Source organism: Bizionia gelidisalsuginis (assembly GCF_008086185.1).
Classification (GTDB): domain Bacteria; phylum Bacteroidota; class Bacteroidia; order Flavobacteriales; family Flavobacteriaceae; genus Bizionia; species Bizionia saleffrena.
Map to the genome: position 1 here is coordinate 1 of NZ_VSKN01000024.1, position 25,784 is coordinate 25,784.

At 36.8% G+C, this 25,784-nt stretch carries 20 protein-coding genes; 6 read left to right on the forward strand and 14 right to left on the reverse strand.

Features of this window, described 5'->3' with window-relative positions; all coding sequences use genetic code 11:
- Positions 1-1,364 (forward strand): hypothetical protein (locus tag ES677_RS15345; RefSeq protein WP_394349297.1); only part of this gene is annotated, 1,364 nt, incomplete at its 5' end.
- Positions 1,354-1,956 (forward strand): hypothetical protein, encoded by a 603-nt coding sequence (locus ES677_RS13120; RefSeq protein WP_148370882.1) that lies wholly within the window; start codon positions 1,354-1,356, stop codon positions 1,954-1,956. The genes ES677_RS15345 and ES677_RS13120, both read left to right, overlap by 11 nt.
- Positions 1,957-2,319: 363 nt before the next feature.
- Here the strand turns inward: ES677_RS13120 and ES677_RS13125 are convergent, their stop codons facing one another.
- Complete coding sequence (locus ES677_RS13125) at positions 2,320-3,327, reverse strand: IS30 family transposase (protein ID WP_148381474.1); 1,008 nt, start codon at positions 3,325-3,327, stop codon at positions 2,320-2,322.
- An 851-nt stretch (positions 3,328-4,178) separates the two neighbouring features.
- Here ES677_RS13125 and ES677_RS13130 point away from each other — a divergent pair.
- Together ES677_RS13130 and ES677_RS13135 are read left to right on the forward strand one after the other, a co-directional pair.
- On the forward strand, positions 4,179-4,880 hold the full coding sequence (locus ES677_RS13130; protein WP_148381475.1) for a CoA transferase subunit A: 702 nt from the start codon (positions 4,179-4,181) through the stop codon (positions 4,878-4,880).
- Positions 4,881-4,984: 104 nt separating this feature from the next.
- A complete protein-coding gene (locus ES677_RS13135; protein WP_148381476.1) occupies positions 4,985-5,638 on the forward strand; it encodes a CoA transferase subunit B in 654 nt (217 codons plus the stop codon).
- Between the two features lie 655 nt (positions 5,639-6,293).
- On the opposite strand, the gene ES677_RS13140 is transcribed toward ES677_RS13135, so the two are convergent.
- A complete protein-coding gene (locus ES677_RS13140; RefSeq protein WP_148381477.1) occupies positions 6,294-7,985 on the reverse strand; it encodes an ABC transporter ATP-binding protein in 1,692 nt (563 codons plus the stop codon).
- Between the two features lie 179 nt (positions 7,986-8,164).
- On the opposite strand from ES677_RS13140, the gene ES677_RS13145 reads away from it, so the two are divergent.
- A complete protein-coding gene (locus tag ES677_RS13145) occupies positions 8,165-10,585 on the forward strand; it encodes a GEVED domain-containing protein (RefSeq protein WP_148381478.1) in 2,421 nt (806 codons plus the stop codon).
- A gap of 224 nt (positions 10,586-10,809) precedes the next feature.
- On the forward strand, positions 10,810-13,749 hold the full coding sequence (locus ES677_RS13150) for a M4 family metallopeptidase (protein ID WP_148381479.1): 2,940 nt from the start codon (positions 10,810-10,812) through the stop codon (positions 13,747-13,749).
- A 247-nt stretch (positions 13,750-13,996) separates the two neighbouring features.
- On the opposite strand, the gene ES677_RS13155 is transcribed toward ES677_RS13150, so the two are convergent.
- The 12 genes from ES677_RS13155 to hemA all read right to left on the reverse strand — a co-directional run bounded on the left by ES677_RS13155 (position 13,997) and on the right by hemA (position 25,620).
- Positions 13,997-14,710: a 3'-5' exonuclease gene (locus ES677_RS13155; RefSeq protein ID WP_148370889.1), complete on the reverse strand. Its 714-nt coding sequence runs from the start codon at positions 14,708-14,710 to the stop codon at positions 13,997-13,999.
- Between the two features lie 30 nt (positions 14,711-14,740).
- Positions 14,741-15,901 (reverse strand): serine hydrolase domain-containing protein, encoded by a 1,161-nt coding sequence (locus ES677_RS13160; RefSeq protein WP_148370890.1) that lies wholly within the window; start codon positions 15,899-15,901, stop codon positions 14,741-14,743.
- Positions 15,902-16,274: 373 nt separating this feature from the next.
- A complete protein-coding gene (locus ES677_RS13165; protein ID WP_148370891.1) occupies positions 16,275-16,751 on the reverse strand; it encodes a methylated-DNA--[protein]-cysteine S-methyltransferase in 477 nt (158 codons plus the stop codon).
- Positions 16,752-16,762: 11 nt separating this feature from the next.
- Positions 16,763-17,878, reverse strand: coding sequence for a CNNM domain-containing protein (locus tag ES677_RS13170; protein ID WP_148381480.1), 1,116 nt, complete (start codon positions 17,876-17,878; stop codon positions 16,763-16,765).
- Between the two features lie 115 nt (positions 17,879-17,993).
- Positions 17,994-18,986: a porphobilinogen synthase gene (gene hemB, locus ES677_RS13175; RefSeq protein WP_148370893.1), complete on the reverse strand. Its 993-nt coding sequence runs from the start codon at positions 18,984-18,986 to the stop codon at positions 17,994-17,996.
- A 40-nt stretch (positions 18,987-19,026) separates the two neighbouring features.
- Complete coding sequence (locus tag ES677_RS13180) at positions 19,027-19,401, reverse strand: YchJ family protein (RefSeq protein WP_148381481.1); 375 nt, start codon at positions 19,399-19,401, stop codon at positions 19,027-19,029.
- Between the two features lie 38 nt (positions 19,402-19,439).
- The gene (hemF, locus tag ES677_RS13185; protein WP_148370895.1) at positions 19,440-20,342 is read right to left on the reverse strand and encodes an oxygen-dependent coproporphyrinogen oxidase; all 903 of its coding nucleotides are present in this window, start codon (positions 20,340-20,342) and stop codon (positions 19,440-19,442) included.
- A complete protein-coding gene (locus ES677_RS13190) occupies positions 20,332-20,871 on the reverse strand; it encodes a GNAT family N-acetyltransferase (protein WP_148370896.1) in 540 nt (179 codons plus the stop codon). The genes hemF and ES677_RS13190 overlap by 11 nt, the downstream gene beginning before the upstream one ends.
- Positions 20,868-21,638, reverse strand: a complete 771-nt coding sequence (locus tag ES677_RS13195; protein ID WP_148381482.1) for an EI24 domain-containing protein — start codon at positions 21,636-21,638, stop codon at positions 20,868-20,870. The genes ES677_RS13190 and ES677_RS13195 overlap by 4 nt, the downstream gene beginning before the upstream one ends.
- A 59-nt stretch (positions 21,639-21,697) precedes the next feature.
- Positions 21,698-22,729: a uroporphyrinogen decarboxylase gene (hemE, locus tag ES677_RS13200; RefSeq protein WP_148370898.1), complete on the reverse strand. Its 1,032-nt coding sequence runs from the start codon at positions 22,727-22,729 to the stop codon at positions 21,698-21,700.
- Between the two features lie 64 nt (positions 22,730-22,793).
- Positions 22,794-24,380 (reverse strand): hydroxymethylbilane synthase, encoded by a 1,587-nt coding sequence (hemC, locus tag ES677_RS13205; protein WP_148370899.1) that lies wholly within the window; start codon positions 24,378-24,380, stop codon positions 22,794-22,796.
- Positions 24,373-25,620 (reverse strand): glutamyl-tRNA reductase, encoded by a 1,248-nt coding sequence (hemA, locus tag ES677_RS13210; RefSeq protein WP_148370900.1) that lies wholly within the window; start codon positions 25,618-25,620, stop codon positions 24,373-24,375. The genes hemC and hemA overlap by 8 nt, the downstream gene beginning before the upstream one ends.
- Positions 25,621-25,784: the final 164 nt, after the last annotated feature.

The window sequence follows — 25,784 nt, forward strand, 5'->3', positions numbered from 1 at the left end:
TAGTATTAACGCTACAACCAGATAACAGCTATGAGACGCTATTAGTTACATATGCGTTAACGGCTCAAGAAAAAGAGAATATTGAAAAAGGTAACATTGTTAATTTAAATAACAAAATAACTTTTAAGAAAATCGATAACGACAGTTTTGTAACTGGATTTTTGAGTAAAGAAGGCTGTACTTATACAATTGAAGAATATTGTAGTTCAGGTAATCATAATGATTCTATAGGTTATGGTGATTGTGGTATTGATTTTTACAGTATAGTAATTACAGAAACTTGCACGCCCAGCGGAGGAGGTGGGGCAGGAAGCTGGGGAGATTCTGGCGAACCAGTGGGTAATGATACTGAATCTACAAACACTGGGGATACAAATGGAGGCCAAACCAATAACGGTGGTAGTGGTGGTTCATCAAGCAATGGAGGCGTTACAACACCAACAACACCTTGTAGAGGTGATGATTGTCCAGAGGAATTGGAGATAGAGGAAGATTGTTATACATCTGATGAAAATTTTAACTCTCAATATAGTCTAAATTCGCCTTTTAATGTAGATTTAGGAGATGTTAGAAAAGGATGTGATACTATTAGTTTGCCTGAAAACGAAAAATTTATGTGTATTTATGATAAATTGGTAGATTCACCAAAATTCAAAGATTTATTTATAGATACTTTTGGAGAAAATGAAAGTTTAAATGTTAAATTTGAAATTGTAGCTAATTTAGCTAATTCTATAGGGGCAACTGCAACAAGAACAAGTTTAATGTTAAACACTTCTACAGGAGAAGTTGAATCTATGGATGTTCTAATTGAAATAAATAAAAACACATTAAACCCATTACATGATGCTAAAGCTTCAAATATTCAAATTGCGAGAAATATTTTGCATGAATGCATTCACGCTTATCTTTATTTAAAGATTCAAAATTGTAGTCAAGCGTCATCATTACATCCCTATAATGATATTGAATTAGAAAGTATACTAAATCAGTTTTATAATGATTTTAATTGTGAACTAGATATAGATGGAAATAATCAAAGTCAGCATGATTTCATATTTACCTATATGCTTCCTGTAATGGAGCAAATTTTGACTGACGTTAAAGATGATTTAATCCCTTTGAGTAATCAAAATTATGTTTCCGATTTAGATTATTACACAGCAAATGATATAAATAATCCATTAACTGAAAGTCATTTATTTAATTGGTCATTATTTTTTAAAAATTTATCAATGACAGGATTGCAAAATACTTCAGCAGTTCAGTCCGTCTTAGAAAGCTTAACAGTTAATCAATACTTGTTTTCAAAATATAACAGCACAGGTAAACAATTTTCAAAAACTTACTGCAATGAAAATTAAAACATTTATTTTTCCATTATTATTTATCTCTTTATACTCCTTTTCGCAGGTAAAAGATTCTACTAAAATGACTTCTCGTACTGTAGAATCGACCTATTCTAAAGAATATCTATTAAAAAATAAAATTTTCAAAGAAAGAATTAGCAAAGATAAGTTCTTTATAAAATTTTCAAAAAAAGACACGTTATATATTCTATTAGAAGAAAATAAAAATAGTGTTGTCAATAAATTTATAGTTAAAAAAGACACCGTTATTACTTATATATATATATTAAAAGACTCTTCCAAAATTGAATTTCAGCATATGAAATATTTTGATTTTGATAAAAGAGATGCTGGAATCACCTCGAACGTTTATAAAAAACACAAGAAATTTTTAAAGGATAATAAAAATCATATCATTAACAATTGTTTTTTTAGAGGTTATAATAAAGATGATGTTTCTTATTTTTTAGCATTGCTCGACGAAATATTAACCTCGGCCAAAAAAATTCTAATTATAGATAAAGGCGAATTCGAAGGAGAATTAATTACTATTCGAGAAGTAGAACTTAATAGGTTTTCTCACAAATATTTTATGACCAAAATATAAGCTGTTGCTTTGGCTTTTACAATAATATTTTATGTTTCCCAGAGGCGTGTTTTTCGCTAAACACTAATTAAAAAATAGCAGTTAAGAGTTAAACATAAAGTTTGTTTCTTTTCTGCTATTTTTGCTTTTAAACTAAAAGAATTTTACTCCCATTACGGTTTTTACCGTAATGAAAAGTGCTACTAAGTTGAAGTTTTCGATGAATGGTATAAAAAGGTATTGTGAGATTGTTATTATACACTTGCTTTTTAATAATAAAATTAATAATTTTTAAAACCAACCAAACGAATGAAAAAAAGAAAATTTAAACAGTATTTAAAACTAGTAATGTTGCTCTTAGGGGTTACATTGGTATTGCTGAGTTCAACCGATAAGTGCTACACACTTATTATTTAGGACTTCAATTGGGTTATTATAATTAAACTTTCTAATTGGTCTGTAATTTAGTAATTTTTCTACTTCTTTTATTGTTTTGTTTGAGACCTCTCTAAGGTCTGTTTTCTTTGGAAAAAATCTTCTTATCACACCAATTCTGTTTTCTACAGTTCCTTTATCTTGCGAGGTATAAGGTCTTGTAAAATATGTTTTTGCATTCACATCTTTTGCTATTTTATGATGATAGGCAAACTCTTTTCCATTGTCAAATGTTATTGTTTTTATCCAAGATGCGTCAAAATTTGTAAGCCGTTGATTCATCTTTTTATAAACTTCATCTGCATTTTTACTACTGAGTTTTTCTATCATAGTAACCCATGTTGCTCTATCTGTCATCACTAGTAATGCTGATTTATGGTTACTACCCATCATAAGGTTTACTTCTATGTCGCCAATGCGTAAACGTTTTTCTACTATCTTGGGTCGCTTATCAATACCTACACGTCCAGTGATTGCTCCACGTTTATCTTTAATATTACTCCTCTTTTGCCTCCTACCTGTGTGGCGTAGATGCTTATGTAATTTTTTATAAGAGCTATGTTTTCTATGGTTGCTATGCTTTGCAGTCCATATCCATTTATAAATAGTTTCGTGGCTTACACAAACTTCAGATTCCTTACTAAGTCGCTTTGCTATAAGCTCAGGGCTCCATTTCTCATACTCCATCAAACCAGCAATTCGCTTTTTAAGAGCTTCTGTCAATAGAATAGACTTTGGCTTATTGCAATGTCTTTGCTCAGTTTTTTGTTGAGCGTGCTCTGCTATATAACTGCCAGCTGTTCTACCTCTACCTGGTGTGTTCCTCTTTAATTCTCTTGATACGGTACTTTTATGAACACCGATGATCTTCGAAATTTGAGTAATAGTTATTCCTGTCTCTAATAATGTAGAAATTTGATACCTTTGTGACGAGGCTAATTGTTTATAATGTTTCATCTAAAACGAATATAGATATTGAGCCTAAAATAGATGGGGCTAGCCCCATCTATTTTAAATATTCGTGTTGCACTTATAACTTGAACTTAGAATTGATTATATTTAGTTGTTTAATACTTAACTCGTGTAAGTCTATAAATAAAAGTATTAGTAATGAGGAAACTCTTTTTGTAGTGTTTGACAATTCTGAATTTGAAAAAAAACGACTAAGAAATAACCCAAAAAGCATACTACTTGGAAATTATTATTTTTCAATTTATGATAACCTAAAAGGTAAGTCCCCAACAGGAATTATCAATTTATCAAGTAGGGAATATAAAGACTTTGACGAGATGAATAGAGATAATCCTTAACTCTTTTTTAAAAAATAACAAAGATTTGTTGATGTCTATTGACGTTATGCGAAAAATGGAATTTAACAAGGTTTTTAAATTATTTGAAAAAGCTAAACATATATTTTTAATAGATAAATCTGAAATAAAAAATAAAGAAATAATTATTCGTGAAGTCTATTTTAGTTATGTTGGAGAAGAATAAAAATTAACTACCACCACATATATAAAAAATAGTAGTTAAGAACTAAATTTAAAAATTGTTTCTTTTCGGCTATTTTTGTTTTAAAGCAATACATATTTCCATTAGTAAAACATTTAGTTCACTACAAATTCTTTTTCTTAAAACTACTTCTAAATTGTAATAAGAATCTGCAAAAAGGAGTGTAGCGGCATCCTTTTGCGTTTGGCAAAAGATATAGCGGAAGGCCTGGTTTTTGCTTTTTCGCAAAAATGTGCCCAAAAAGCGGTTCTGAGATTTAAATTCCTTAATTTTAAGCCTCAAAAGACAATTTAAGTATGATTAATAAAAAAGTAAATTCAGTTAAAGAAGCGACAGAAGGCATTACCGATAATATGACGTTTATGTTGGGTGGTTTTGGCTTGTCGGGTATTCCGGAAAACGCAATCACTGCCTTGGTAGATAGTAATATAAAGGACTTAACGTGTATTTCTAATAACGCGGGAGTAGACGATTTTGGTCTGGGCTTATTATTAAAAAAGCGTCAAATAAAAAAAATGGTATCGTCTTACGTCGGTGAAAACGACGAGTTCGAAAGGCAAATGCTGTCTGGAGAGTTAGACGTAGAGCTTATTCCGCAAGGCACTCTGGCCGAACGTTGTCGTGCTGCACAAGCCGGTTTTCCTGCTATTTATACCCCTGCTGGTTATGGTACCGAAGTGGCCGAAGGTAAAGAGACACGCGAGTTCGACGGTAAAATGTACGTGTTAGAGCACGCTTTTAAAGCCGATTTTGCCTTTGTTAAAGCTTGGAAAGGGGACGAAGCTGGAAACTTGATTTTTAAAGGAACAGCACGAAATTTTAATCCGGTAATGTGTGGCGCAGCAACTATTACAGTCGCTGAGGTGGAAGAATTAGTGCCTGCAGGAACGTTAGACCCGAACCAAATACATATTCCAGGTATTTTTGTGCAACGTATTTTTCAAGGTACAGCTTACGAAAAACGTATCGAGCAACGTACCGTGCGTACTCGCGAATAAGGAATCTTTATAGTAATTAGTAGATGCCAATTATAGTCGTGTAGGGCGCTTTAAAAACCTGTACAGACTAGGGATTAGGTGTAAACACATCAAAATAAAACAGTATGTTAGATAAAATAGGAATTGCAAAACGCATTGCAAAAGAAGTGCAAGATGGTGACTACGTAAACTTAGGGATTGGTATTCCAACGTTAGTAGCAAATTATGTGCGCGACGATATAGAAGTAGAATTTCAGAGTGAGAATGGCGTGCTTGGTATGGGGCCTTTTCCGTTTGATGGTGAAGAAGATGCCGATATTATTAACGCAGGAAAACAAACCATTACAACCTTGCCGGGAGCGAGTTTCTTTGATTCGGCAATGAGTTTTTCTATGATTCGTGGTCAGCACGTAGATTTAACCATTTTAGGCGCAATGGAGGTTGCCGAAAACGGCGATATTGCCAACTGGAAAATTCCGGGTAAAATGGTAAAAGGAATGGGTGGCGCTATGGATTTGGTAGCCAGTGCCGAAAATATTATCGTGGCGATGATGCATACCAATCGCGCCGGAGAGTCTAAATTATTAAAACGTTGCTCGTTACCATTAACGGGTGTGGGCTGCGTAAAGAAAATTGTAACGAACCTTGCGGTTATTGAAGTGACAGATAAGGGATTTAAATTATTAGAACGCGCACCCGGGGTTTCGGTAGAAGAGATCGAGAAAGCAACCGAAGGGCATTTAATTATAGAGGGCGATATTCCAGAAATGGATATTTAGCAAATGTGTTAAATGGAATATTTTGGTGAGAATAGTAGCACAAAAATAGGTTAAATGTTAAAATTTTATGTATTTCATCGAAATTTAATGCTTTTAAGCCAATTCTTTTAACAAAAGGGTTTATGTTAGTAGTCCCAAACCTATCAGTATAAATAACCCAAATTTACCATAAACTAACCGTTATGAGTTTTGTACCAAATCTACCTGAACATCCTACAATGCAAAACAGAATTATACAAAATATAAAACACACCATTTCGTTCTCGAGAGGTGTGTTTTTTTTAGTAAAAAAAATCTGTATGCTATAAATGGCTAAATTATAGAAGCTATTTTTTAAGTGAAATGATATTTTTTATCACTGTCTTTTCGTGTTCTAAAATACGCTTTCTACCTAATAAGTATTTAAATATTTAGATGCTATTGTGTAGTACGATTTTCATTTTTCATTATTGAAAAACTCATAAAATTGTGAGCTCGCGAACAATATCACCATTCACCATTCACCATTCACCATTCACCATTCACCATTCACCATTCACCATTCACCATTCACCATTCACCATTCACCATTCACCATTCACCATTCACCATTCACCATTCACCATTCACCATTCACCATTCACCATTCACCATTCACCATTCGCCATTCAGTAAATTAAATCCCTTTAGGGATTGCATTAATTAACTTTTTGGTATAGTCTTTTTTAGGCGTGTTGTAAATAACATCGGCATCGTCGAGCTCTTCAATCTTACCAGCATTCATTACTAATAATTGATCGGACATATATTTTACGACTGCTAAATCGTGGGAGATAAAAAGGTAGGTAAAATTAAACTTCTCTTTTAACTCGTTAAGTAAATTAAGCACTTGCGCTTGCACCGAAATATCTAAGGCCGATACACTTTCGTCACAAACTATAAGTTTAGGCTGTAAAGCAATAGTGCGTGCAATACCAATACGCTGACGCTGACCGCCAGAAAACTCGTGTGGATACCTGTTAAAATGCGCCTCGGTTAAGCCCACACGTTTTAAAATGGCCATTGTTTTTTCTTTGCGTTCGGCAGCGTTTTTATATAAGTTGTGTACTTTCATAGGTTCCATAATGGCTTTGCCAACAGGGATTCTGGGATTTAAAGACGAATACGGATCTTGAAAAATAATCTGAATATCTTTGCGCATCGCTTTGGTTTCCGAAGTGCTTAATTTTGTAATGTCTACGCCTTTATATAAAATACTTCCGGCTGTTGCTTTATCAAGTTGCAAAATGGCGTTTCCTAAAGTCGATTTGCCACAGCCCGATTCCCCCACTAAACCTAGGGTTTCTCCTTCGTAAATATTAAAACTTACAGAGTCTACCGCTTTAAAATGCTCCGGTTTCGAGAACCATCCGGAGGTCGAAACATAGTCTTTCTCCACGTTTTTCACCTCCAATAATGGCGGTGTACTATACAATATTTTATGTTTTGCTGCGCGCATTTCGGGTGTAACCACCGCGTCTAAAACGGTGTCGTTTAGCACATCGGTAATGGTGGGTAATGTTTTAAGACGCACCTTTAGCGACGGCCTAGAATTAATAAGAGCTTTAGTATACTCGTGTTCTGGTGCCTTAAAAATATGGTTTACCGTATTTTGCTCGACTACCGCTCCTTTATACATCACTAAAACACGATCGGCAATTTCAGAAATCAACGCCAAATCGTGAGTAATAAAAATAATGCTCATTTTGTTTTCGGCTTGGAGCGCTTTTAGTAAAACAATAATATCTTTTTGCACAGTAACATCTAGTGCCGTTGTTGGCTCGTCCGCAATAAGGATTTCAGGTTTGCAGGCAATAGCCATAGCAATCATAACGCGCTGCTTTTGTCCGCCAGAAATTTCGTGGGGATACGCTTTATACACGCGATTTGATTCTGGAAGTTTTACCTTTTCAAAAAGAGATAGCGTTTCGGCTTTAATAGCTTTTTTAGAAAGTGTTGTGTGCTGTTTTAGGATTTCTTCTACTTGGGGACCACAACGCATCGAAGGGTTTAAAGAACTCATAGGTTCTTGAAAAATCATCGCTATTTTTTTACCTCTTATCGTTTGAAACGCTTTGGGGGAAATTTGTGTGAGATCTTCATTATGATACACAATACGTCCCGAAGTAATTTTTGCAATGGTTTTAGGAAGCAATCCTAAAATAGCTAACGAAGACACCGATTTACCGGATCCCGATTCGCCAACAATACCTAAAATCTCATTGGGTTCTAAATGATAGGAAATAGAACGAATGATTTCATTTTCTATACCCTCCGAAAAAAATGAAATAGATAAATCTTCAACTGTAAGTAGGCTTGTTTTAGTCATATAACGGGGACAATGTTATGAGATTATAAATTTACGGTAAAATCCGTAAACAAAACCGAACAATATTATTTTGTGCGTTTTTAATCGAAAAAGCAGGCTTCTAATGTGTTTAACTCATCGCTTTTAATACTTTCGCTGCATTATTAATAATAATTAAGCAAAAACCTTAAACTAATAGTATGAAACGGAACATTACTTTATCAATTCTATGTTTACTGTTTTCCTTCGTCGCGGTCGCTCAAGACCGACGTTGCGAAACTATGGAGAATTTAGAATACAGAAAACAATTAGACCCGAAATTAGAGTCTAGAATGAATCAAATTGAAGTCTTTACGCAAGCTAAAATTGCGCAGATGGAATCTTCTAGTAACAAAATAGTCGGAAATGTAATTACCATACCCGTGGTAGTTCATGTTATTTATAGCAACGCGAATGAAAATATTAGTGAGGCTCAAATTTTATCTCAAATTCAAGTCTTAAATGACGATTTTAGAAGACTAAATGCCGATGCCGATACTACGTGGTCTCAAGCAGCAGATACGCAAATTGAGTTTTGTATGGCTGCGGTAGACCCTAATGGAAATACTACCAATGGTATTACACGAAAGTCCTCTTCTAAAACTTCTTGGGGAACTAATGATGCTATGAAAAAAGCGTCGCAAGGCGGAGTTAACCCTTGGAATACATCGCAATATCTTAACATGTGGGTGTGTAATATTGGTGGAGGAATTCTTGGATATGCACAATTTCCTGGCGGGAGTGCTTCTACAGATGGCGTCGTTATGGGGCCACAGTACTTTGGATCTAAAAATGAAGGTTCAGGATTTTATTTATCAGCACCTTTTGATGAAGGAAGAACAGCAACGCACGAAGTAGGTCACTTTTTTAATCTGCGCCATATTTGGGGAGATGCAAATTGTGGTAACGATTTTGTAAGCGATACACCAACACACCAAACTTCTAACGGTGGGTGCCCAGTGGGTCAAACCTCTTGTGGGTCTATAGATATGGTACAAAACTATATGGATTACACAAACGATTCGTGTATGAACCTGTATACTACGGGTCAGAAAAATAGAATGAGGGCTTCTTTATTAAATGGAGGACCAAGAGCAGCTTTAGCGGCTTCAGATAAATGTGGGGCAGTAGCACAACCAACGTGTACCGATGGTATTCAAAACGGAACCGAAACTGGTGTAGATTGTGGTGGATCTTCATGTTCTCCATGTCAGACCGGAACGCAATATTGCACAGCGCAAGGAAATAGTGTAAATGACGAATATATTAGTCGCGTAAAAGTGGGAAGTATCAATAATACTTCTGGAGCACAATCGTATTCAGATTTCACCTCTATGTCTTCAGACTTATCTAAAGGAACTGCGTATACCATAACCGTAACACCTACGTGGACGGGTTCTACGTATTCAGAAGGTTTTGCGGCGTGGATAGATTATAATAACGATGGTGATTTTTTAGATTCTGGCGAACAGATTTTCTCTAAAGCAGCAGCGACAACAACACCAGTTAGTGGAACGTTTACAGTCCCTGCAGGGGCCTTAAATGGTGACACAAGATTACGAGTAGCGATGAAATACAATGCTATTCCTACCGCTTGCGAAACATTCCCTTATGGAGAAGTGGAAGATTATACGATAAATATTACTTCAGGGACAACCAATCCGCCAACAGGATGCACGGGAGCCGTTTCTTCATTTCCTTATAACGAAGGATTCGAAAGCGGATTTGGCGCGTGGACGCAAAGTTCTGGAGACGATTTTAATTGGACACGTAAATCTGGAGCAACACCGTCTAGTAATACAGGGCCTTCTAGCGCATCAGAAGGATCACAATATATTTTTATGGAATCTTCGGCACCTAATAACTCATCTAAAAGAGCCGTATTAGAGTCGCCGTGTTACGATTTATCAGCAGTATCTCAAGGGGCTTTCAACTTTAAATACCACATGTACGGAGCAGCTGCGATGGGGAATTTAAAAGTAGCAGTAAGTACCAATAATGGAACAAACTGGACGACCGTATGGACGCAGTCAGGAAACCAAGGGAATACATGGCAAACGGCAACTGTAGACTTATCGTCTTACGCAGGAAGTATAATTAAATTAAGATTTGATGGTACCACAGGAACAACATGGCAAGGAGATATGGCTGTAGATGCTGTAGCGTTAACTAACGGAACTACACCGACCGATAAATGTGCTGGTGTGGCACCGTATAACAGTAGTCAATCGTATACTGTGGGCGAACAAGTAACGTATCAAGGGGATTTATACGAACGCACCTCTTCTGGATGGACAAACCTAGGAGCTTGCGGAGCGGCAAGAATTGCAGTTGAAGGTTTTGTATCGCAATTGGGTGTCAAAATTTCAATCTATCCTAATCCAGTAAATGGAAACACGTTATTTGTAAAATCTACGGTCGATAATGTGCCCTTTACCATTGTAAATATGTTAGGTCAAGAAGTCGCAAAAGGAACCGATAGCACCAACGGTATTAATGTTAGCGCTCTAGAAGCGGGATTATACCTTATTCGGTTTACTATAGACGGTGCTTTGGAAACACGAAAATTTATTAAAGAATAACAAACCTCCTTAAATTTATTAAGTAGTACTAAAATAAGCCTCGTTTTATTCGGGGCTTATTTATTTAGAATAATAAGATTTTTACTGCAAAACCCTACTGAATCAGAGTGTTTTTTAATTGATTTCACACCTTAAAAAACAAACATTCTGTTGTAACGTCGTTTTAGTGCGACGTTTAAAAACCTTATTCAATAATTATTAACATTTTAACCCCAACATTTATTATGAAAAAAAACTCTATCAAAGCGTTGCTTTTTTCGTCCTTAGCAACATTAGTTTGTGTGGCTAGTTATGGACAAGAACGCGTCGCTCAAAAAGTTAACGGTGAGAATGGGCAGCCAAACCTAGTCATCTTTACGAAAGACGCAACGTATTCTATGCAAGATGTGAATACTGTTTTAGCCGAACAATTAAAAACAAAAAATAGCGATGGCTTTACTCAAATTAAATCCGGAAGAGATGAAATTGGGTTTTTACATCAAAAATATCAACAGCATTATAACACTATCCCTGTAGAATTTGCAACTTATACTTTGCACGGAAAAAATAATAAAGTGGTCTCTATTAGTGGGGAGTACTATGAGCTTGAGGGTGTTAATACCACACCAACATTAAGTAAAGCACAAGGGTTTCAATCGGCAGTAAACCACGTTGGTGCACAAAGCTATTTATGGCAAAATGAAAGTGCTGCTAATCAAATGGGCTACACGAAGCCAGACGGAGAATTGGTGGTGCTACCAAACTTTGGAGCTCAAGGAAAGGAGACTTCAAAAAACGGACAATTAGCTTATAAGTATGATATTTATGCAACGCAGCCAGTGAGTAGAGGAGATATCTATATTGATGCTGTTACTGGAAAAGTGCTTTTTTATAATAGCATCATTAAGCATTTAGGGGAACACGCAAATTCTTCAAAAAATTTAAGTATAACTGAAAAAAATCTCACGACCAAAGAAGCAACTGCTTTTAGAGCATCAGGAAACGCAGCGACGCGATACAGTGGCGCAAAAGCGATAACGACACGTGTTATTGGCTCAAGCTACGCACTAAGAGATAATACCCGTGGAAATGGAATAAACACCTACAATAGTGGTAGGCAAAACAGTTATCCATCAACAAATTTTACAGATGCAGATAACAACTGGACAGCTGCAGAATTTAATAATAGTTATAAGGATAATGCCGCTTTAGATGCACATTGGGGAGCTGAAAAAACGTACGATTATCTATCTACGGTGCACGGAAGAAATAGTTACAATGGCTCTGGAGCTGCAATTAATAGTTGGGTGCATTACGACGATCAACCAGGAGGAGCAGGTTACGATAATGCTTTTTGGAACGGAAGTGTGATGACTTACGGTGATGGTTCATCAAACGGTACTGAGGGTAATGGGTATTTCGATGCTTTAACCTCTATTGATGTTGCTGCACACGAAATTGGTCATGCCGTAACCTCTAGTACCGCTAACTTGGCTTACCAAAGAGAATCTGGAGGACTAAACGAAGGGTTTTCAGATATTTTGGGAGCAGCCGTAGAGCATTTTGCTAAAGGAAACAGTAATAATGCAGCACCATCGGCCTCAATTTGGTTAATAGGAGATGAAATTGACAGAAGAAGCGGGTCTTCGGCACTGCGTTCTATGAGTAATCCAAATACGCATAGTCAACCAGATACTTACGATGGCACCTATTGGAAAAACCCTAATTGCGGGACACCAACCAACGCTAACGATTATTGTGGTGTACATACCAATTCGGGCGTTTTAAACTTCTGGTTTTACTTATCTGTAGCAGGTGGCAATGGGACTAACGATATTGGAAGCACTTATAGCGTTTCGGGAATAGGAATGACCAAGTCCGCTAAAATTGCTCACAGAACGTTAACGCAATATCTATCTTCTAATTCAACGTTTGCAAATGCAAGAGCAGGAGCAATTCAGTCTGCAAAAGATTTATATGGTGCAGAGGGCGCAGAAGAAATTGCGGTTACTAATGCGTGGCACGCCGTAGGTGTTGGTGCAGCATATCCATCTGGTGGCGGCGGAAATTCGTATTGTACGTCTGCCGGTTCTAATACAAACGACGAATATATTAGTCGCGTGCAATTAAATACAATTAATAAGACTTCTGGAGCTCAGGGCTATTCCGATTTTACTTCAGTTTCGACGACTTTAGCAAAAGGAACAGCGTATACCGTTACAATAACACCTACTTGGACAGGGTCGAAATATAATGAAGCTTTCGCTGTGTGGATTGATTATAACGGTGATAATGATTTTACTGATGCGGGAGAGCAAATAGGTGCCGTTGCAGCAAATAAAAACGCAACGTCTAGTATTACGTTTACTGTGCCAAACAGTACGAGCGCGACAGCAACTAGAATGCGTGTATCTATGAAGTACAATGCTATACCAACAGCGTGTGAATCGTTTACTTATGGTGAGGTTGAAGATTATACTATTAATATTGGAGGGTCAGGTGTAGATACAGAAGCGCCAAGTCACCCAACAAACTTATCAGCGTCCAATATTACGCAAACAACTTTAGATCTCAGTTGGATAGCTTCAACAGATAATGTCGGAGTAACAGGTTATGATATTTATAGCGGGGCTACAAATATTGGAACCGTAACAGGAACATCGGCAAATATTACTGGATTAACCGAAAATAGCGCCTTTTCATTTAGAGTAAAAGCGGTAGATGCAGAAGGAAACGAATCTGGATTTAGTAATGTGGCAAGTGGAACAACATCAGGGCCTAGTACAGATATTTGCGAAGGTGTTGCAGCTTACAATAGTAGCAATACGTATTATTCTGGGGATTTTGTAACATACCAAGGATATTTATTTGAAAGAACCGCATCTCAGTGGGTACAACGTGGCGCTTGTGGCACTAATGCTACCTTAGTCGCGGTGGAAGTTAACTATCCGCCAAATGCAGTAAATATTTCAATCTATCCTAATCCAGTAAATGGAAACACGTTGTTTGTAAAATCGACGGTCGATAATGTGCCTTTTACCATTGTAAATATGTTAGGTCAAGAGATCGCAAAAGGAACCGATAGCGCTAATGGTATTAATGTTAGTACTCTAGAAGCGGGATTATACCTTATTCAGTTTACTATAGATGGTGCTTTAGAAACGCGAAAATTTATTAAAGAGTAAGCGTAGCGTAGTTTATAAACTAAGTAGTCCAATGAAAAGCCCAAACGTAAGTTTGGGCTTTTTTAATGGTCTTATTTTTATAAATGTTATCTGTGTAATTGTTTCTTGCAACATAAAATACTACCCTTTCGTGAGTCGTTTCCTTACAGTAGTTAAGAGAAGTTGTAATAAAGACGCGATTAATAAGGCGTTACAATTACGTCCTTATAAAATTAAAAAGGAATGCATAGCTTTTTTGCAGAGGATACTACACGTGAATAATTTCATCATCCTTTAAGAGGGCATCGCCACGTAATCTTAAAAATATCTGCGCTACCGCAATGGTATCTTTTTCGCAATAATCGGCAATACGTTTAATATCGTTGGTTTCGTAATACACTTTGTACACTTCACTACCGTCAATATCATCTTTTGGCGATGGAATACCTAGCACGTTAGTTAGTAGTTTAAGAGAGGTATACGTTTTATAATCGCCGAATTTCCATAATTCTAAAGTGTCTAAATGCGGTACTTCCCAAGGTTTTTTACCAAACAAATTAAGCTTGTAGGGCAATTCTATATTATGAATAATCATCCGCCGTGCGATATATGGGAAATCGAATTCCTTACCATTATGAGCACAAAGTAAGTGTTTCGCTTGGCTAAAATGCGATAATAATAAGTCTTTAAAGGCGTTTAAAAGCGTGATTTCCTCACCATAAAACGAGGTAGTTCTAAATAGTCGGGTGTTGTCTTTTGCCGTAAAATACCCCACCGAGATGCAAACAATTTTACCAAACTCTGCCCAAATGCCCGCGCGATCATAAAATTCTTCGGCACTAAATTCTTCCTTTCGTTGGTATTTAGATTTAGCATCCCATAGCTCTTGTTTGGTGCTATCTAACTCCGAAAAATGCTGTGTTTCTGGAACAGTTTCTATGTCTAAGAATAAAATGTTTTCTAGATTAAGCTTGGTTATCATAAGGCTAGAGGTTTAAATTAGTAATCACGTTTAATTGCTATGGGCATTTAGCATCTTATACGCTTCATCAATATATAAAGAGATATCTTTAGTGAATGTGCCAACCCCTTGATCGGGCGATTTCTGGTGCCCCAAACGCACAATAATGACATTATCTTCGGGTTGCACAATTACGTATTGACCCAAGTGACCACGCATCATAAAAAAGTCTTTGTCGTTATGCGTTTTTAACCACCAGCCATAGCCGTACTCAGGACTGGCAGGAAATACAGGTTTTATAGATTTAGCGACAAAAGTAGAATCTAGTATTTGCTTGCCATTCCATTTACCGTGGTCTTTATAGAGTTTTCCAAAACGTGCAAAATCTTTAGCGTTACTCGCAATACAGCAGTACGCTTTTACTAAATTGTGGTCATCGCTATCCACTTGCCAAAGGGTTTCATTTTCGCTACCTAGGGGTTTCCAAAAACTTTCGGTAAGGTAATCGTATAGCTTTTTTCCGGTTGCTTTTTCTATAACCATAGCTAGCATTTGCGTATCTCCACTGGCATATTTATAAGCCGTTCCGGGTTCATCGACTACTTTTAAACCTGTTACTACTTTTGCTAAGTCGTCATCAAAATAAGCGCGAGTAGTAATAGAAAGTGGCGAATAATAAGCTTCGTCCCAATTGGTGCCAGAGCTCATCGTCGATAAATCGCCAACCGTCATTTTTGCGGCTTTACCGTCACAAAATTCTGGAATAAAATCGCAAACGGGTTGGTCTGCGCTTTTAATATAACCGTCCATAATGGCTTTTCCCATAAGGCCAGAGACATAGCTTTTAGCCATAGAAAAGGAGTTTGTTTTCGAGTCTTTATTGTACCCATCGTAATAGTTCTCGAACCATATACTATCGTTTTTAATAATAACATAAGCGATGGTCCCCCAATCTATATTAGCTTTTTCTAAGCGTGCTGTTTCTTTTGCTGTATTGTAATCGTCGTGGTTTGGCCACGGTTCTGGGGTGCCATTTTCTATTAAGCGATTATCAAATTGATGGTAATCGTCTAAAAATGCAGTAGAATAACCTTGCAGATAAATAGTGCGCACCGCTTTTAGTAAATAATCGGTGTCGGTAATATATAATGTGGCAATTAATAAAGCGAAAAGGATAACGATTCCCTTTAAGAGGTTTTTAATGAATTTCATGGTTTCAAAATTAGTTTAGAATACTAAATATAGTAAAATTATGTGTTAGCGATTGCAGTGGCATCCTTTTCTTTTTTCTTACAAAATGAAAAGATATAACGGAAAGCGCGACGGTTTTAAAAACCGGAACACCCAAAAAGATATTATGTATTCCGGATTAAGATATAGATTAATTAGGTGACGCTATAGCTGCCCTATGGATACCCTATGGATACCCTATGGTTAGTGTATGGATAGTGTATGAAGAATACCTCTGCAATTTAGCGCTTTACAGTTTATAAAAGTAGGGGTAATAGTGAGAATGGGGTGGTGTGTATAAATAAAGATAAGTGCCACGTACGACGATAGCCGTGCCATTATGTGCGATAAGTTGTTAAAATAATCGTTCTTGGGTATACGGACTTTCGTGCTCGAGTAGCCATTGTTTTCTGTGTAAACCACCAGCATAACCGGTTAAACTGCCGTCGCTTCCAATAACACGATGGCACGGTACGACAATCCAAAGTGGGTTTTTGCCGTTGGCATTGGCTACTGCACGAAGGGCTTTTGCGTCTCCTAGCTGTTTGGAAAGCTCCAAATAAGAGACTGTTTTGCCGTAAGGAATAGTTTGTAATAATTTCCAAACACGTTGCTGAAACACGGTGCCTTGCGGCTGTAAAGTTAAACTGAAGTCTTGGCGATCGCCTTGAAAGTACTCGTTTAATTGAAGCACACAATCTTCTAAAGATTCTGGAATTATTGGGGAGACCTTTTCTGGCGAATTTAATACGGTGATAGAAACTACACCATTACGGTTACCTGTAATTTTGGTAATACCTAAAGGCGAATTGATGCAGCAGGTGTCTTCCATTATTACCGCAATTATTCGACGTCATCACCATCGATAACGCCTAGTTTTTTTGCACGTGATTCCCAATCCTTTCTAGCTTTTAATTGCAAATCGGAAACGTTATCGTTTTCGTCCATAATTTCCAGTCCTAAGAGCGTTTCTATAACATCTTCCATCGTTACGAGTCCGCTAACGGTACCATACTCATCGACGACTAAGGCCAAATGATTTTTACTTTCTAGTAATTTATTCAGTAATTTTGGAATAGGGATAGTACGCGATACGATAATGATGTTTCGTTTTAAGTCACTAATTTTTTTTGAACCATTGCCTAAGGCCATTTCCTTGAATATTTCGGCTTTTAGAACGAGACCAATAATATTATCTGCTGTATCGGCGTACACGGGGATACGAGAATAACGTAGCGACGTATTGTTATTAAAGAAATCTGCGACCGAGATGTTTTCGTTTTCGACTTTCATAACCGTTCGTGGGGTCATAATATCTTTTGCAAGAACCTCTTTAAATGTGAGTAGGTTTTTAATTATGGTACTTTCATTTTCTAAGAATACGCCTTCTTCGTGCGCCATTTCTGTCATTACCATAAAGCCTTCGCGACTTAAAATACTGCCGTGACCTTTACCGCCAATAAGCTTTGTGGTTAACTGAAGAACCCATAGAATACCGGTGTATTTTAAAGGAAATATAAGGATGTTTAAAGCTCTAGTCGTAAAATTGGCCAACGATTTCCAATAGGTGGCCCCAATGGTTTTTGGTATAATTTCGGAAGCTACAAGGATTAAGATTGTCATTATAGTAGAAACCACACCCACCATTAAATCTTCTGTAAAGGTAACCCCAAATACGGTTTGTGTTTGCGTGCCATATAGTTCTACATAAGCTACTTTTGCTTGTACACCAACTAAAATAGCCCCAACAGTATGTGCAATAGTATTTAGAGTTAAAATGGCAATTAACGGCCTATCGACATCCTTTTTTAAAGCTTCTAGATCTTGCGCATAGCTTTTACCTTCTTTCTTTTTTAATGAAATAAAAGTTTTGGTAACGCTTAATAAAACAGCTTCGAGTATGGAGCATAGAAACGAAAAGAAGATGGAGATAAAAGCGTAAAGAAATAATAAGCTCATGAGCTATTGGGTTTTAGAATCGATTAGGTTTTTGGTAGGCAAAAGATATGAAATTACTAACACTTATTAATTTTGGTGTTAATTTATCTTAAAATAGTAATACCGTTATCGTGTCTTATTGATTTAGTAGTTTAACGACATCTTTAGCAAAGTAACTGGCAATGATATCTGCGCCTGCACGTTTTATAGCTGTAATTTGCTCTAGCATTACGGCATCGTGATTTAACCATCCTTTTTCGGCTGCTGCTTTTAGCATAGAATACTCTCCAGAAACTTGGTATACGGCAACGGGTACATTTACTTCATTTTTAAGGTCGCGAACAATATCCAAATAACATAAACCGGGTTTCACCATTACAATATCGGCACCTTCGTCTATATCCATTTCGGTTTCTCTGAGGGCTTCAAAACGGTTGGCATAATCCATTTGATACGTTTTTTTGTCTTTTGGTACATCAATAAGATCGACAGGTGCAGAGTCTAAAGCATCGCGAAACGGACCATAAAAAGCCGATGCATATTTTGCAGAGTAACTCATAATACCGGCGTCTACATACCCTTCGTCTTCAAACAATTCACGAATAGCCAAAATACGACCGTCCATCATATCGCTAGGGGCTACAAAATCGGCTCCAGCAACAACGTGAGACAAGCTCATCTCAGCTAAAACTTCTACAGACGCGTCGTTTAACACTTTTCCGTTTTCGATAATACCATCGTGACCAAGGGAAGAGTAAGGATCTAAAGCCACATCTGTCATTACTAACATATCGGGGCACGCGTTTTTAACGGTTTTAACGGCGCGTTGCATTAACCCGTTAGGATTAAGAGCTTCACTACCTTTCTGGTCTTTTAAATGCTCTGGTACTTTAGCGAATATTAACACCGATTTTAACCCTAAACTCCAAAGTTCTTTAACTTCTTTTTCCAATAAATCTATACTGTAGCGAAAGTAATTTGGCATTGAAGGGATTTCTTCTTTTAGACCTTTGCCTTCAGTGACAAATAGGGGTACAATAAAATCGTTTGGAGAGATAATTGTTTCTCTAACTAAACCTCTAATAGCATCGTTTGCTCGTAATCGTCTGTTTCTTTTTAATGGGTACATAGTGTGTTATTTTATATGCAAAAATTGTTTTGCAGTGTGTTTAATATGTGTTTTCGGCGTAACCTAAGTAATACCAAAGAGTGTTTTCTTTTATAAATTTGGAGTTTTCATAAATACAATCGGCTTTGCCTTTTTTAGAAAAATGTGCGTTGAATTCCACTGTGTCTTTCGTCGTTTCTAAAATCTCTAATTTTATCCATTGCACCGATTTTGCCCAATTAACAATAGCCTCTTTTTCTTTTGTGGGGCGCGTACTTTCGTGATGTGTTTGCATGAGATAATCCCCATTAGCTAAAACAAAAGCGCTATATCTTGAGCGCATAAGTTGCTCTGCTGTTTCTGTTTGGCCACCGTTAAGATGAAAAATTTCGCAACATGATTCGTAAGGTTTGTTTGTTCCGCAGTAGCAATTCATAGGGTCATTTATAGTAGAGTAAAATTATAAAACGGTTCTTAAATCCACGCGATGGGGTTTTGTAAAACGTCGACAAGTTTAGCTTCTTCGCTGCCAGGTTCTGGGTTGTGATCGTAAACCCATTGAACATGCGGAGGTAAACTCATTAAAATACTTTCTATTCTTCCGTTTGTTTTTAATCCGAACAGGGTGCCTTTATCGTGTACTAAATTAAACTCAACGTAGCGACCACGGCGAATTTCTTGCCATTTGCGTTGGGCGTCGGTATAGGGTAAATCTTTTCTTTTTTCGGCTATAGGAACATACGCTTCAACAAAACTATCGCCTACTTCGGTAACGAAATCGTACCAGTTTTCCATAGTCATTTCCTCTGAAGCTTTGCAATAATCGAAGAATAAACCGCCAATACCACGGCCTTCATTTCTATGACTGTTATAAAAATAGTCGTCGCAACGGGCTTTATATTTGGTGTAAAACTCTGGGTTATGGGCGTCGCAAGCCGTTTTAGATACCTGATGGAAGTGCTTAGCGTCTTCTTCAAATAAATAATACGGTGTTAAATCTTGACCGCCGCCAAACCATTGGTCTACAATGTTTCCGTCTTTGTCGTACATTTCAAAATAACGCCAATTGGCGTGTACGGTTGGTACCATTGGGTTAGTGGGGTGTAATACCAAGCTTAAGCCACAAGCAAAAAAATCGGCATCTTCAACACCAAAATATTTTTGCATAGAATCTGGCAGTTTACCGTGTACACCAGAAATATTAACGCCTCCTTTTTCGAAGACATTTCCGTTTTCAATGACGCGGGTTCTTCCGCCGCCACCTTCTGGACGTTCCCAAAGATCCTCTTGAAACGTCGCTTTGCCGTCCACACGTTCTAGCGCCGTAGTTATTTGGTCTTGTAGTTCGTGAATGTATTTAAAAAATTTATCTTTCATTATGTAATGTGTATAACTCCATATCTAAAGGAGGATGCTGCGTCGGTTTAAAGATGTTCTCTAAAGTACTTGTCCAAGTAAAGCCGGTGTTTTTAACGACCTTAATACTCGCGATATTGTTTTTGTCTATAATTGCGACAAGGCGGTCTAAAGTTAAGGTGTTAAAGGCATATTTAGAAAGTGCCTGTATCGCTTTTGTGCCAACACCTTTATTTTGTATTTGGCGATCAATGCAATAGGCAAACTCGCCGTGTTTATTTTCCCAATCTAAATTTTTAATATAAACTAAGCCAATAATATCTCCGGTAATTGTCTTTTTTATGGTGAATAGAAGCTCGTCTCGATTCTTAAATTGCTCTATTTTCTTTGTGACAAAGGACTCAGAAAGCGCTTCGGTTAAATTTTGAGCCAGTGTTTTTGGAAAGTAAGTTTCAAAATACTCATAATTTGAATCTAATAATATATGAATTTTCTGTGCATCGTGTGCTTCAATCTTAGCAATATGGTAGGCATCAAAAACGGCTATCATTTTAGTGTTGTTTTTTGAGTCGAAACCAATCTATTTTCAATGGTCAAGAGGTCAACCGTTTTTATAGAAGCAGCAGTGACAGAAAGTGGTAAAACCAAAATAATACCAACAACAGGAATGAGTAGAAACAACATAAACACAATACCGTTGCCAATAGCGGCCCCTTTATTATTTTTTACAAAAGTGATGCTTTCTCTATAATTTAAATGGCGTTCTAAGGTGTAATCCATATTCCCAAAACCGGCGTAATACGCCTGTACTAAAAATAGTAAAATCGTAGAGATTATTCCGATTACGGGAATAAAACCAATAAGTAAAATAGGAATGGTAAGTAAAATTTCGAACGACAAATTCCGGACATTTATTTTAATGCCACGCCATAGCTGCTCTCTAAATGAGGTGTTGCGGTGTTCGTGTCGTTTTGTACCCAGTAAATGAGCTTCAATTCTTTCTGAAACCGGACTCATAAAAGGGGCAGACAAGGCCATAATAATATGTTTGTACAGAATGAAGCCTAAAATAACGACGAGCAATCCGCCCATAATACTAGAAAATGACGTAAAAGAATCTTTTCCCCAATCCCAAACCCATATTTTTGCAATAAACGCACCAATAGGGCTAGATAAACTATACGCTAGAAAACCGATAGTAATAGCGGTAAAAAGACTAATACCAATAGGTACAAAAAAGTAGTTCCAAAGTTTTAATTTTGAAATTAAAGCAAATGCTCCTGTATAGGCCTTGATACCTTGAAATATGTTTTTCATACCATCTCTAACTCTAACTCTTTATGGTTGCGATGTGAAATAGTGAAATCTGTTTTAGATTACGCCGGACTTTTATATTCTTTAACGGCATCAATAAATGCTTTGGCGTTTTCTACGGGAATGTTAGGTAAAATACCGTGGCCTAAATTTACGATGTATTTATCTTTTCCGAAATCGTTAATCATTTGCGTTACCATCTTTTTGATTTCTGAAGGTGGAGAAAATAAGCGCGTCGGATCGAAGTTTCCTTGAAGTGTTATATTTCCGCCGGTTAAGTAACGTGCGTTTTTTGCAGAACATGTCCAGTCGATACCTAATGCCGAAGCACCAGATTTAGACATTTCATCTAAAGCAAACCAACAGCCTTTTCCAAACGTAATTACGGGAGTATCATCTTTTAACGCATCGATAATTTGCTGAATATAACGCCAAGAAAATTCTTGATAATCTACAGGTGATAACATACCTCCCCAAGAATCGAAAACCTGAACAGCGTTAACGCCAGCCTTTACTTTTTCTTTTAAGTAAGCAATGGTTGTATCTGTAATTTTTTGGAGTAATTGGTGCGCTGCAATAGGGTTTGTAAAACAAAATTCCTTCGCTTTATCAAAGTTTTTGCTGCCTTGACCTTGTACGCAATAGCATAAAATAGTCCATGGTGAACCTGCGAAACCAATTAACGGTACGTCGTCGTTTAGTTTTTCTTTAGTCGCTTTTACCGCTTGATACACGTAATCTAAAGCTTCCTTAACATCGGGCACAATTACATTGTCCACATCTTTTTGCGTACGAATAGGGTTGGGCAAATACGGACCGAAATTAGGTTTCATTTGCACCTCGATATTCATAGCCTGCGGGATCACTAAAATATCACAAAATAAAATAGCAGCATCCATACCAAAACGACGAATAGGTTGCATAGTAATTTCACTTGCTAATTCTGGTGTTCGGCATCGTGTAAAAAAATCGTATTTAGCCTTAATTTCCATAAATTCTGGTAAATAGCGACCTGCTTGGCGCATCATCCAAACTGGTGGGCGCTCTACTGTTTCACCTTTTAATGCTCTTAAAAATAAATCGTTTTTTATCATGATGGCCTTTTCCGCAACAGCGGGACTTTTTAATTATACTTTAGTTTATGGTGTACACCAAGGGTTACGATACGTAGTTTTTATTAACCAAATCGATAACGCTTTCTACAGTTGGTAATTTTGCGACGCGAACATCCTTAAAATGTCTAGACGCTTCTTTGGCAGTGGTATCTCCTATACAATAGGCAACCATAGTATCTGTCGGGTTGTTTTCTTGCTTAAAACTTTGTACCGTCGATGGGCTATAAAACATAACGCCTTCCACACTGTCTTTTAATTTTAAAGGATCTAATTTAGTTTGGTAAGCTTCCACCTCATTAACTGTAATATTATTTTCAGTAAGTAAAGTTGGTAGCTCTTCTAATCGTAGATCGCTACAGAAGTAAGTGACTTCGGTGCCTTCAATAAATTCGACTAAATAGTCTGCTAATTTTTTAGCATTTTTTTCTGTGTGGGTTACTTTGCCAATACGCTTTTCTATTTCGCGTTTTGTACGGCGTCCTACACAGTATATGTTTTTGAATTGTAATTCTATAGATGAAAAATTAGTTAAAAGTGCTTCAACTGCATTTTGACTGGTAATTACAACGTTTTCAATTTCATTTTTTAAGGCTCTCGGCGGAATTCTATTTAAACTAATTTTAATAAAATCACTGCTATCGATACTTACTTTGTCATTAAAAAGCTGGCGTTGTGCTTCGGTGAAAGATTTTGTAGAGTACACGTTTGTTAAACGCTCCGATTGTTTAATATCGTCCATTAAACGCTTACCACCGCGCTCGATAACGTAATTAGCACACCACTCTGCTAAATCGTGATGTTCTCCTACTTTTTTATTGCGTTTAACGCTAATTTTTTTAGTACCATCGTGACTTAATAAAACAGCTTCAAAAAACAATTCTTCTTCTTTAATGTAGGCATTTGCACCTATTGGAGCGGTACAACCCCCTTCGAGTCTGTTTAAAAATTCACGTTCTATATTTACGCAAGTTTCGGTTTCTTTATGGTTTATTTCTGCACAAATTTCTAAAAGCTCTTCGTCGTTTTCTAAGGCAGCAATCATAATTGCACCTTGACCTGGCGCAGGAATCATCCATTCTAAATTAATAGCCGTTTCTGGTGTTAATTCTAAACGACCAATGCCGGCAGCAGCGAAAATAGCACCATCCCAATGTTCAGACTGGTCCAATTTATCTAAACGCGTAATGACATTACCACGAATAGGCTCTACGGTATGCGTAGGGTAGCGGTTTAGCCATTGTGCTTTACGGCGTAAACTGCCGGTGGCAATAACGGCGTGCTCGGCACCTAAAAACTCTTCAGTAAATTTGTAAACTAGCGTATCGCGTACGTTACCACGTTTTAAAACAGCAGCTTGAACAATACCTTTTGGCATTATTGTAGGCACATCTTTTAACGAATGTACAACAATATCCACATCACCATTTAAGAGCGCAATATCTAAAGTACGTGTAAAAATGCCTGTTATTCCCATTTCGTATAAGGGTTTATCGAGTTCGATATCGCCAATAGATTTTACAGGAACCAATAGAGTCTGATGACCCAAATGTTGGAGTTGTTGTTGTACGGCTTTAGCTTGAAACATAGCTAACTTGCTATCGCGAGTACCAATTTTAATTATTCTAGGCATGAGTTGTTTTTTCTAACTGAAACACTTTTTGAATAAGTTCTAGACTATCGGTTGTAGAAATAGTCTCATCTTTTAAATGATGTGCAAAGTGATTCGTTATTTTTTGAATGATATTATTACTAATTAATTCTGCTTGCTCTTCGTTAAAATTAGAATTCTTTTTACGTTGAGTTTCTAATTCGGCAGTTTTAAAGTCTAGTAATTTATGTTTTAAAGCTTTTATGGTGGGCGCAAATTTTCGTGCAGTTAACCAACTGTCAAATTCAGTTTTCACCTCTTCGATAATACTTTCGGCTAGCGGAATATATTGTTTTCTATTCTCTAAAGTTTCGTCGGTCATTAACGATAAATCGTCTAAATGAATTAACGAGACATTGTCTAAATCTAATACGTTTACATTAACGTTTTTAGGAATGGACAAATCTAAAATTAGTAAGTTTTTTTTATCTTGAATAAGATATTTATCTACCGTTGGGTTTTGCGCTCCGGTAGCAACAATTAAAATGTCTGACGCATTAATTTCTTCTTGTAAAGCGGAGTAGTCTTTAACGACTAGGTTAAACTTTCCAGCAACAGCTTCTGCTTTATCTTTGGTTCTGTTAATTAAAGTAATGTGTTCGTTTTTGGTATGTTTCACCAAATTTTCGCAGGTGTTTCGACCTATTTTTCCGGTGCCAAATAATAAAATATTTTTAGCTGAAACGTTTTCAACTTGTCTCATAATATAGTGAACAGAGGCAAAGGAGACAGAAGTAGCACCTGAAGAAATTTCAGTTTCATTTTTAATACGCTTACTCGCTCGAATAACAGAATTTATTAAACGTTCTATAAATGGGTTGAGTAATTGGTGCTTTTTAGAGAGTACTGCACTCTTTTTTAACTGACTTATAATTTCGAAATCTCCTAAAATCTGGCTATCTAAACCAGAGCCCACACGAAACATATGCGATACAGCTTCGTTGCTTTTATAAATATAAGCGACTTTTCTGAATTCTTCGACGGTACCTTTGGTGTTGTCGCAAAGCAATTGAATAAGCTGAAAAGGATGTTCTGCAAAACCGAAAATCTCGGTTCTGTTACAGGTGGAGGTTACTATTAAACTTTCAATTCCATTTTCTTTAGCTTGTTCTAATACTTTAGCTTTGCCAGTATCGTCTAAACTGAAGTGCCCTCTAATAACTGCATCAGCTTTTTTATAGCTTAAGCCAATGGCGTAGAAGTATGTGTTTTTTTGTTGCATGTTTTATTGTAAACAGGACTACAGGTTTTGTTAACGACAAATGTAATGGGACATTTTGGAAAAAAGTAACGCTAAAAGAACTTTAAGTATCGTTTGTGGTTTTTTGAGGTTATTTTTTCATAATATATGATAAAAGTCATACTTTTGTACTAAATTCAGTCACT

Excerpts from the sequence above, each read along its gene's own strand:
- hemF (WP_148370895.1), bottom strand. The coding sequence starts at position 20,342 with ATGAAAGATAAATTTTTTAAATACATTCACGAACTACAAGACCAAATA.
- ES677_RS13180 (WP_148381481.1), bottom strand. The coding sequence starts at position 19,401 with ATGAATTGCTACTGCGGAACAAACAAACCTTACGAATCATGTTGCGAA.
- ES677_RS13160 (WP_148370890.1), bottom strand. The coding sequence starts at position 15,901 with ATGAAATTCATTAAAAACCTCTTAAAGGGAATCGTTATCCTTTTCGCT.
- ES677_RS13150 (WP_148381479.1), top strand. The coding sequence starts at position 10,810 with ATGAAAAAAAACTCTATCAAAGCGTTGCTTTTTTCGTCCTTAGCAACA.
- hemC (WP_148370899.1), bottom strand. The coding sequence starts at position 24,380 with ATGCCTAGAATAATTAAAATTGGTACTCGCGATAGCAAGTTAGCTATG.
- ES677_RS13155 (WP_148370889.1), bottom strand. The coding sequence starts at position 14,710 with ATGATAACCAAGCTTAATCTAGAAAACATTTTATTCTTAGACATAGAA.
- ES677_RS13135 (WP_148381476.1), top strand. The coding sequence starts at position 4,985 with ATGTTAGATAAAATAGGAATTGCAAAACGCATTGCAAAAGAAGTGCAA.
- hemA (WP_148370900.1), bottom strand. The coding sequence starts at position 25,620 with ATGCAACAAAAAAACACATACTTCTACGCCATTGGCTTAAGCTATAAA.
- ES677_RS13130 (WP_148381475.1), top strand. The coding sequence starts at position 4,179 with ATGATTAATAAAAAAGTAAATTCAGTTAAAGAAGCGACAGAAGGCATT.
- ES677_RS13145 (WP_148381478.1), top strand. The coding sequence starts at position 8,165 with ATGAAACGGAACATTACTTTATCAATTCTATGTTTACTGTTTTCCTTC.
- ES677_RS13165 (WP_148370891.1), bottom strand. The coding sequence starts at position 16,751 with ATGGAAGACACCTGCTGCATCAATTCGCCTTTAGGTATTACCAAAATT.
- hemB (WP_148370893.1), bottom strand. The coding sequence starts at position 18,986 with ATGTACCCATTAAAAAGAAACAGACGATTACGAGCAAACGATGCTATT.
- ES677_RS13140 (WP_148381477.1), bottom strand. The coding sequence starts at position 7,985 with ATGACTAAAACAAGCCTACTTACAGTTGAAGATTTATCTATTTCATTT.
- ES677_RS13190 (WP_148370896.1), bottom strand. The coding sequence starts at position 20,871 with ATGATAGCCGTTTTTGATGCCTACCATATTGCTAAGATTGAAGCACAC.
- hemE (WP_148370898.1), bottom strand. The coding sequence starts at position 22,729 with ATGATAAAAAACGATTTATTTTTAAGAGCATTAAAAGGTGAAACAGTA.
- ES677_RS13195 (WP_148381482.1), bottom strand. The coding sequence starts at position 21,638 with ATGAAAAACATATTTCAAGGTATCAAGGCCTATACAGGAGCATTTGCT.
- ES677_RS13125 (WP_148381474.1), bottom strand. The coding sequence starts at position 3,327 with ATGAAACATTATAAACAATTAGCCTCGTCACAAAGGTATCAAATTTCT.
- ES677_RS13120 (WP_148370882.1), top strand. The coding sequence starts at position 1,354 with ATGAAAATTAAAACATTTATTTTTCCATTATTATTTATCTCTTTATAC.
- ES677_RS13170 (WP_148381480.1), bottom strand. The coding sequence starts at position 17,878 with ATGAGCTTATTATTTCTTTACGCTTTTATCTCCATCTTCTTTTCGTTT.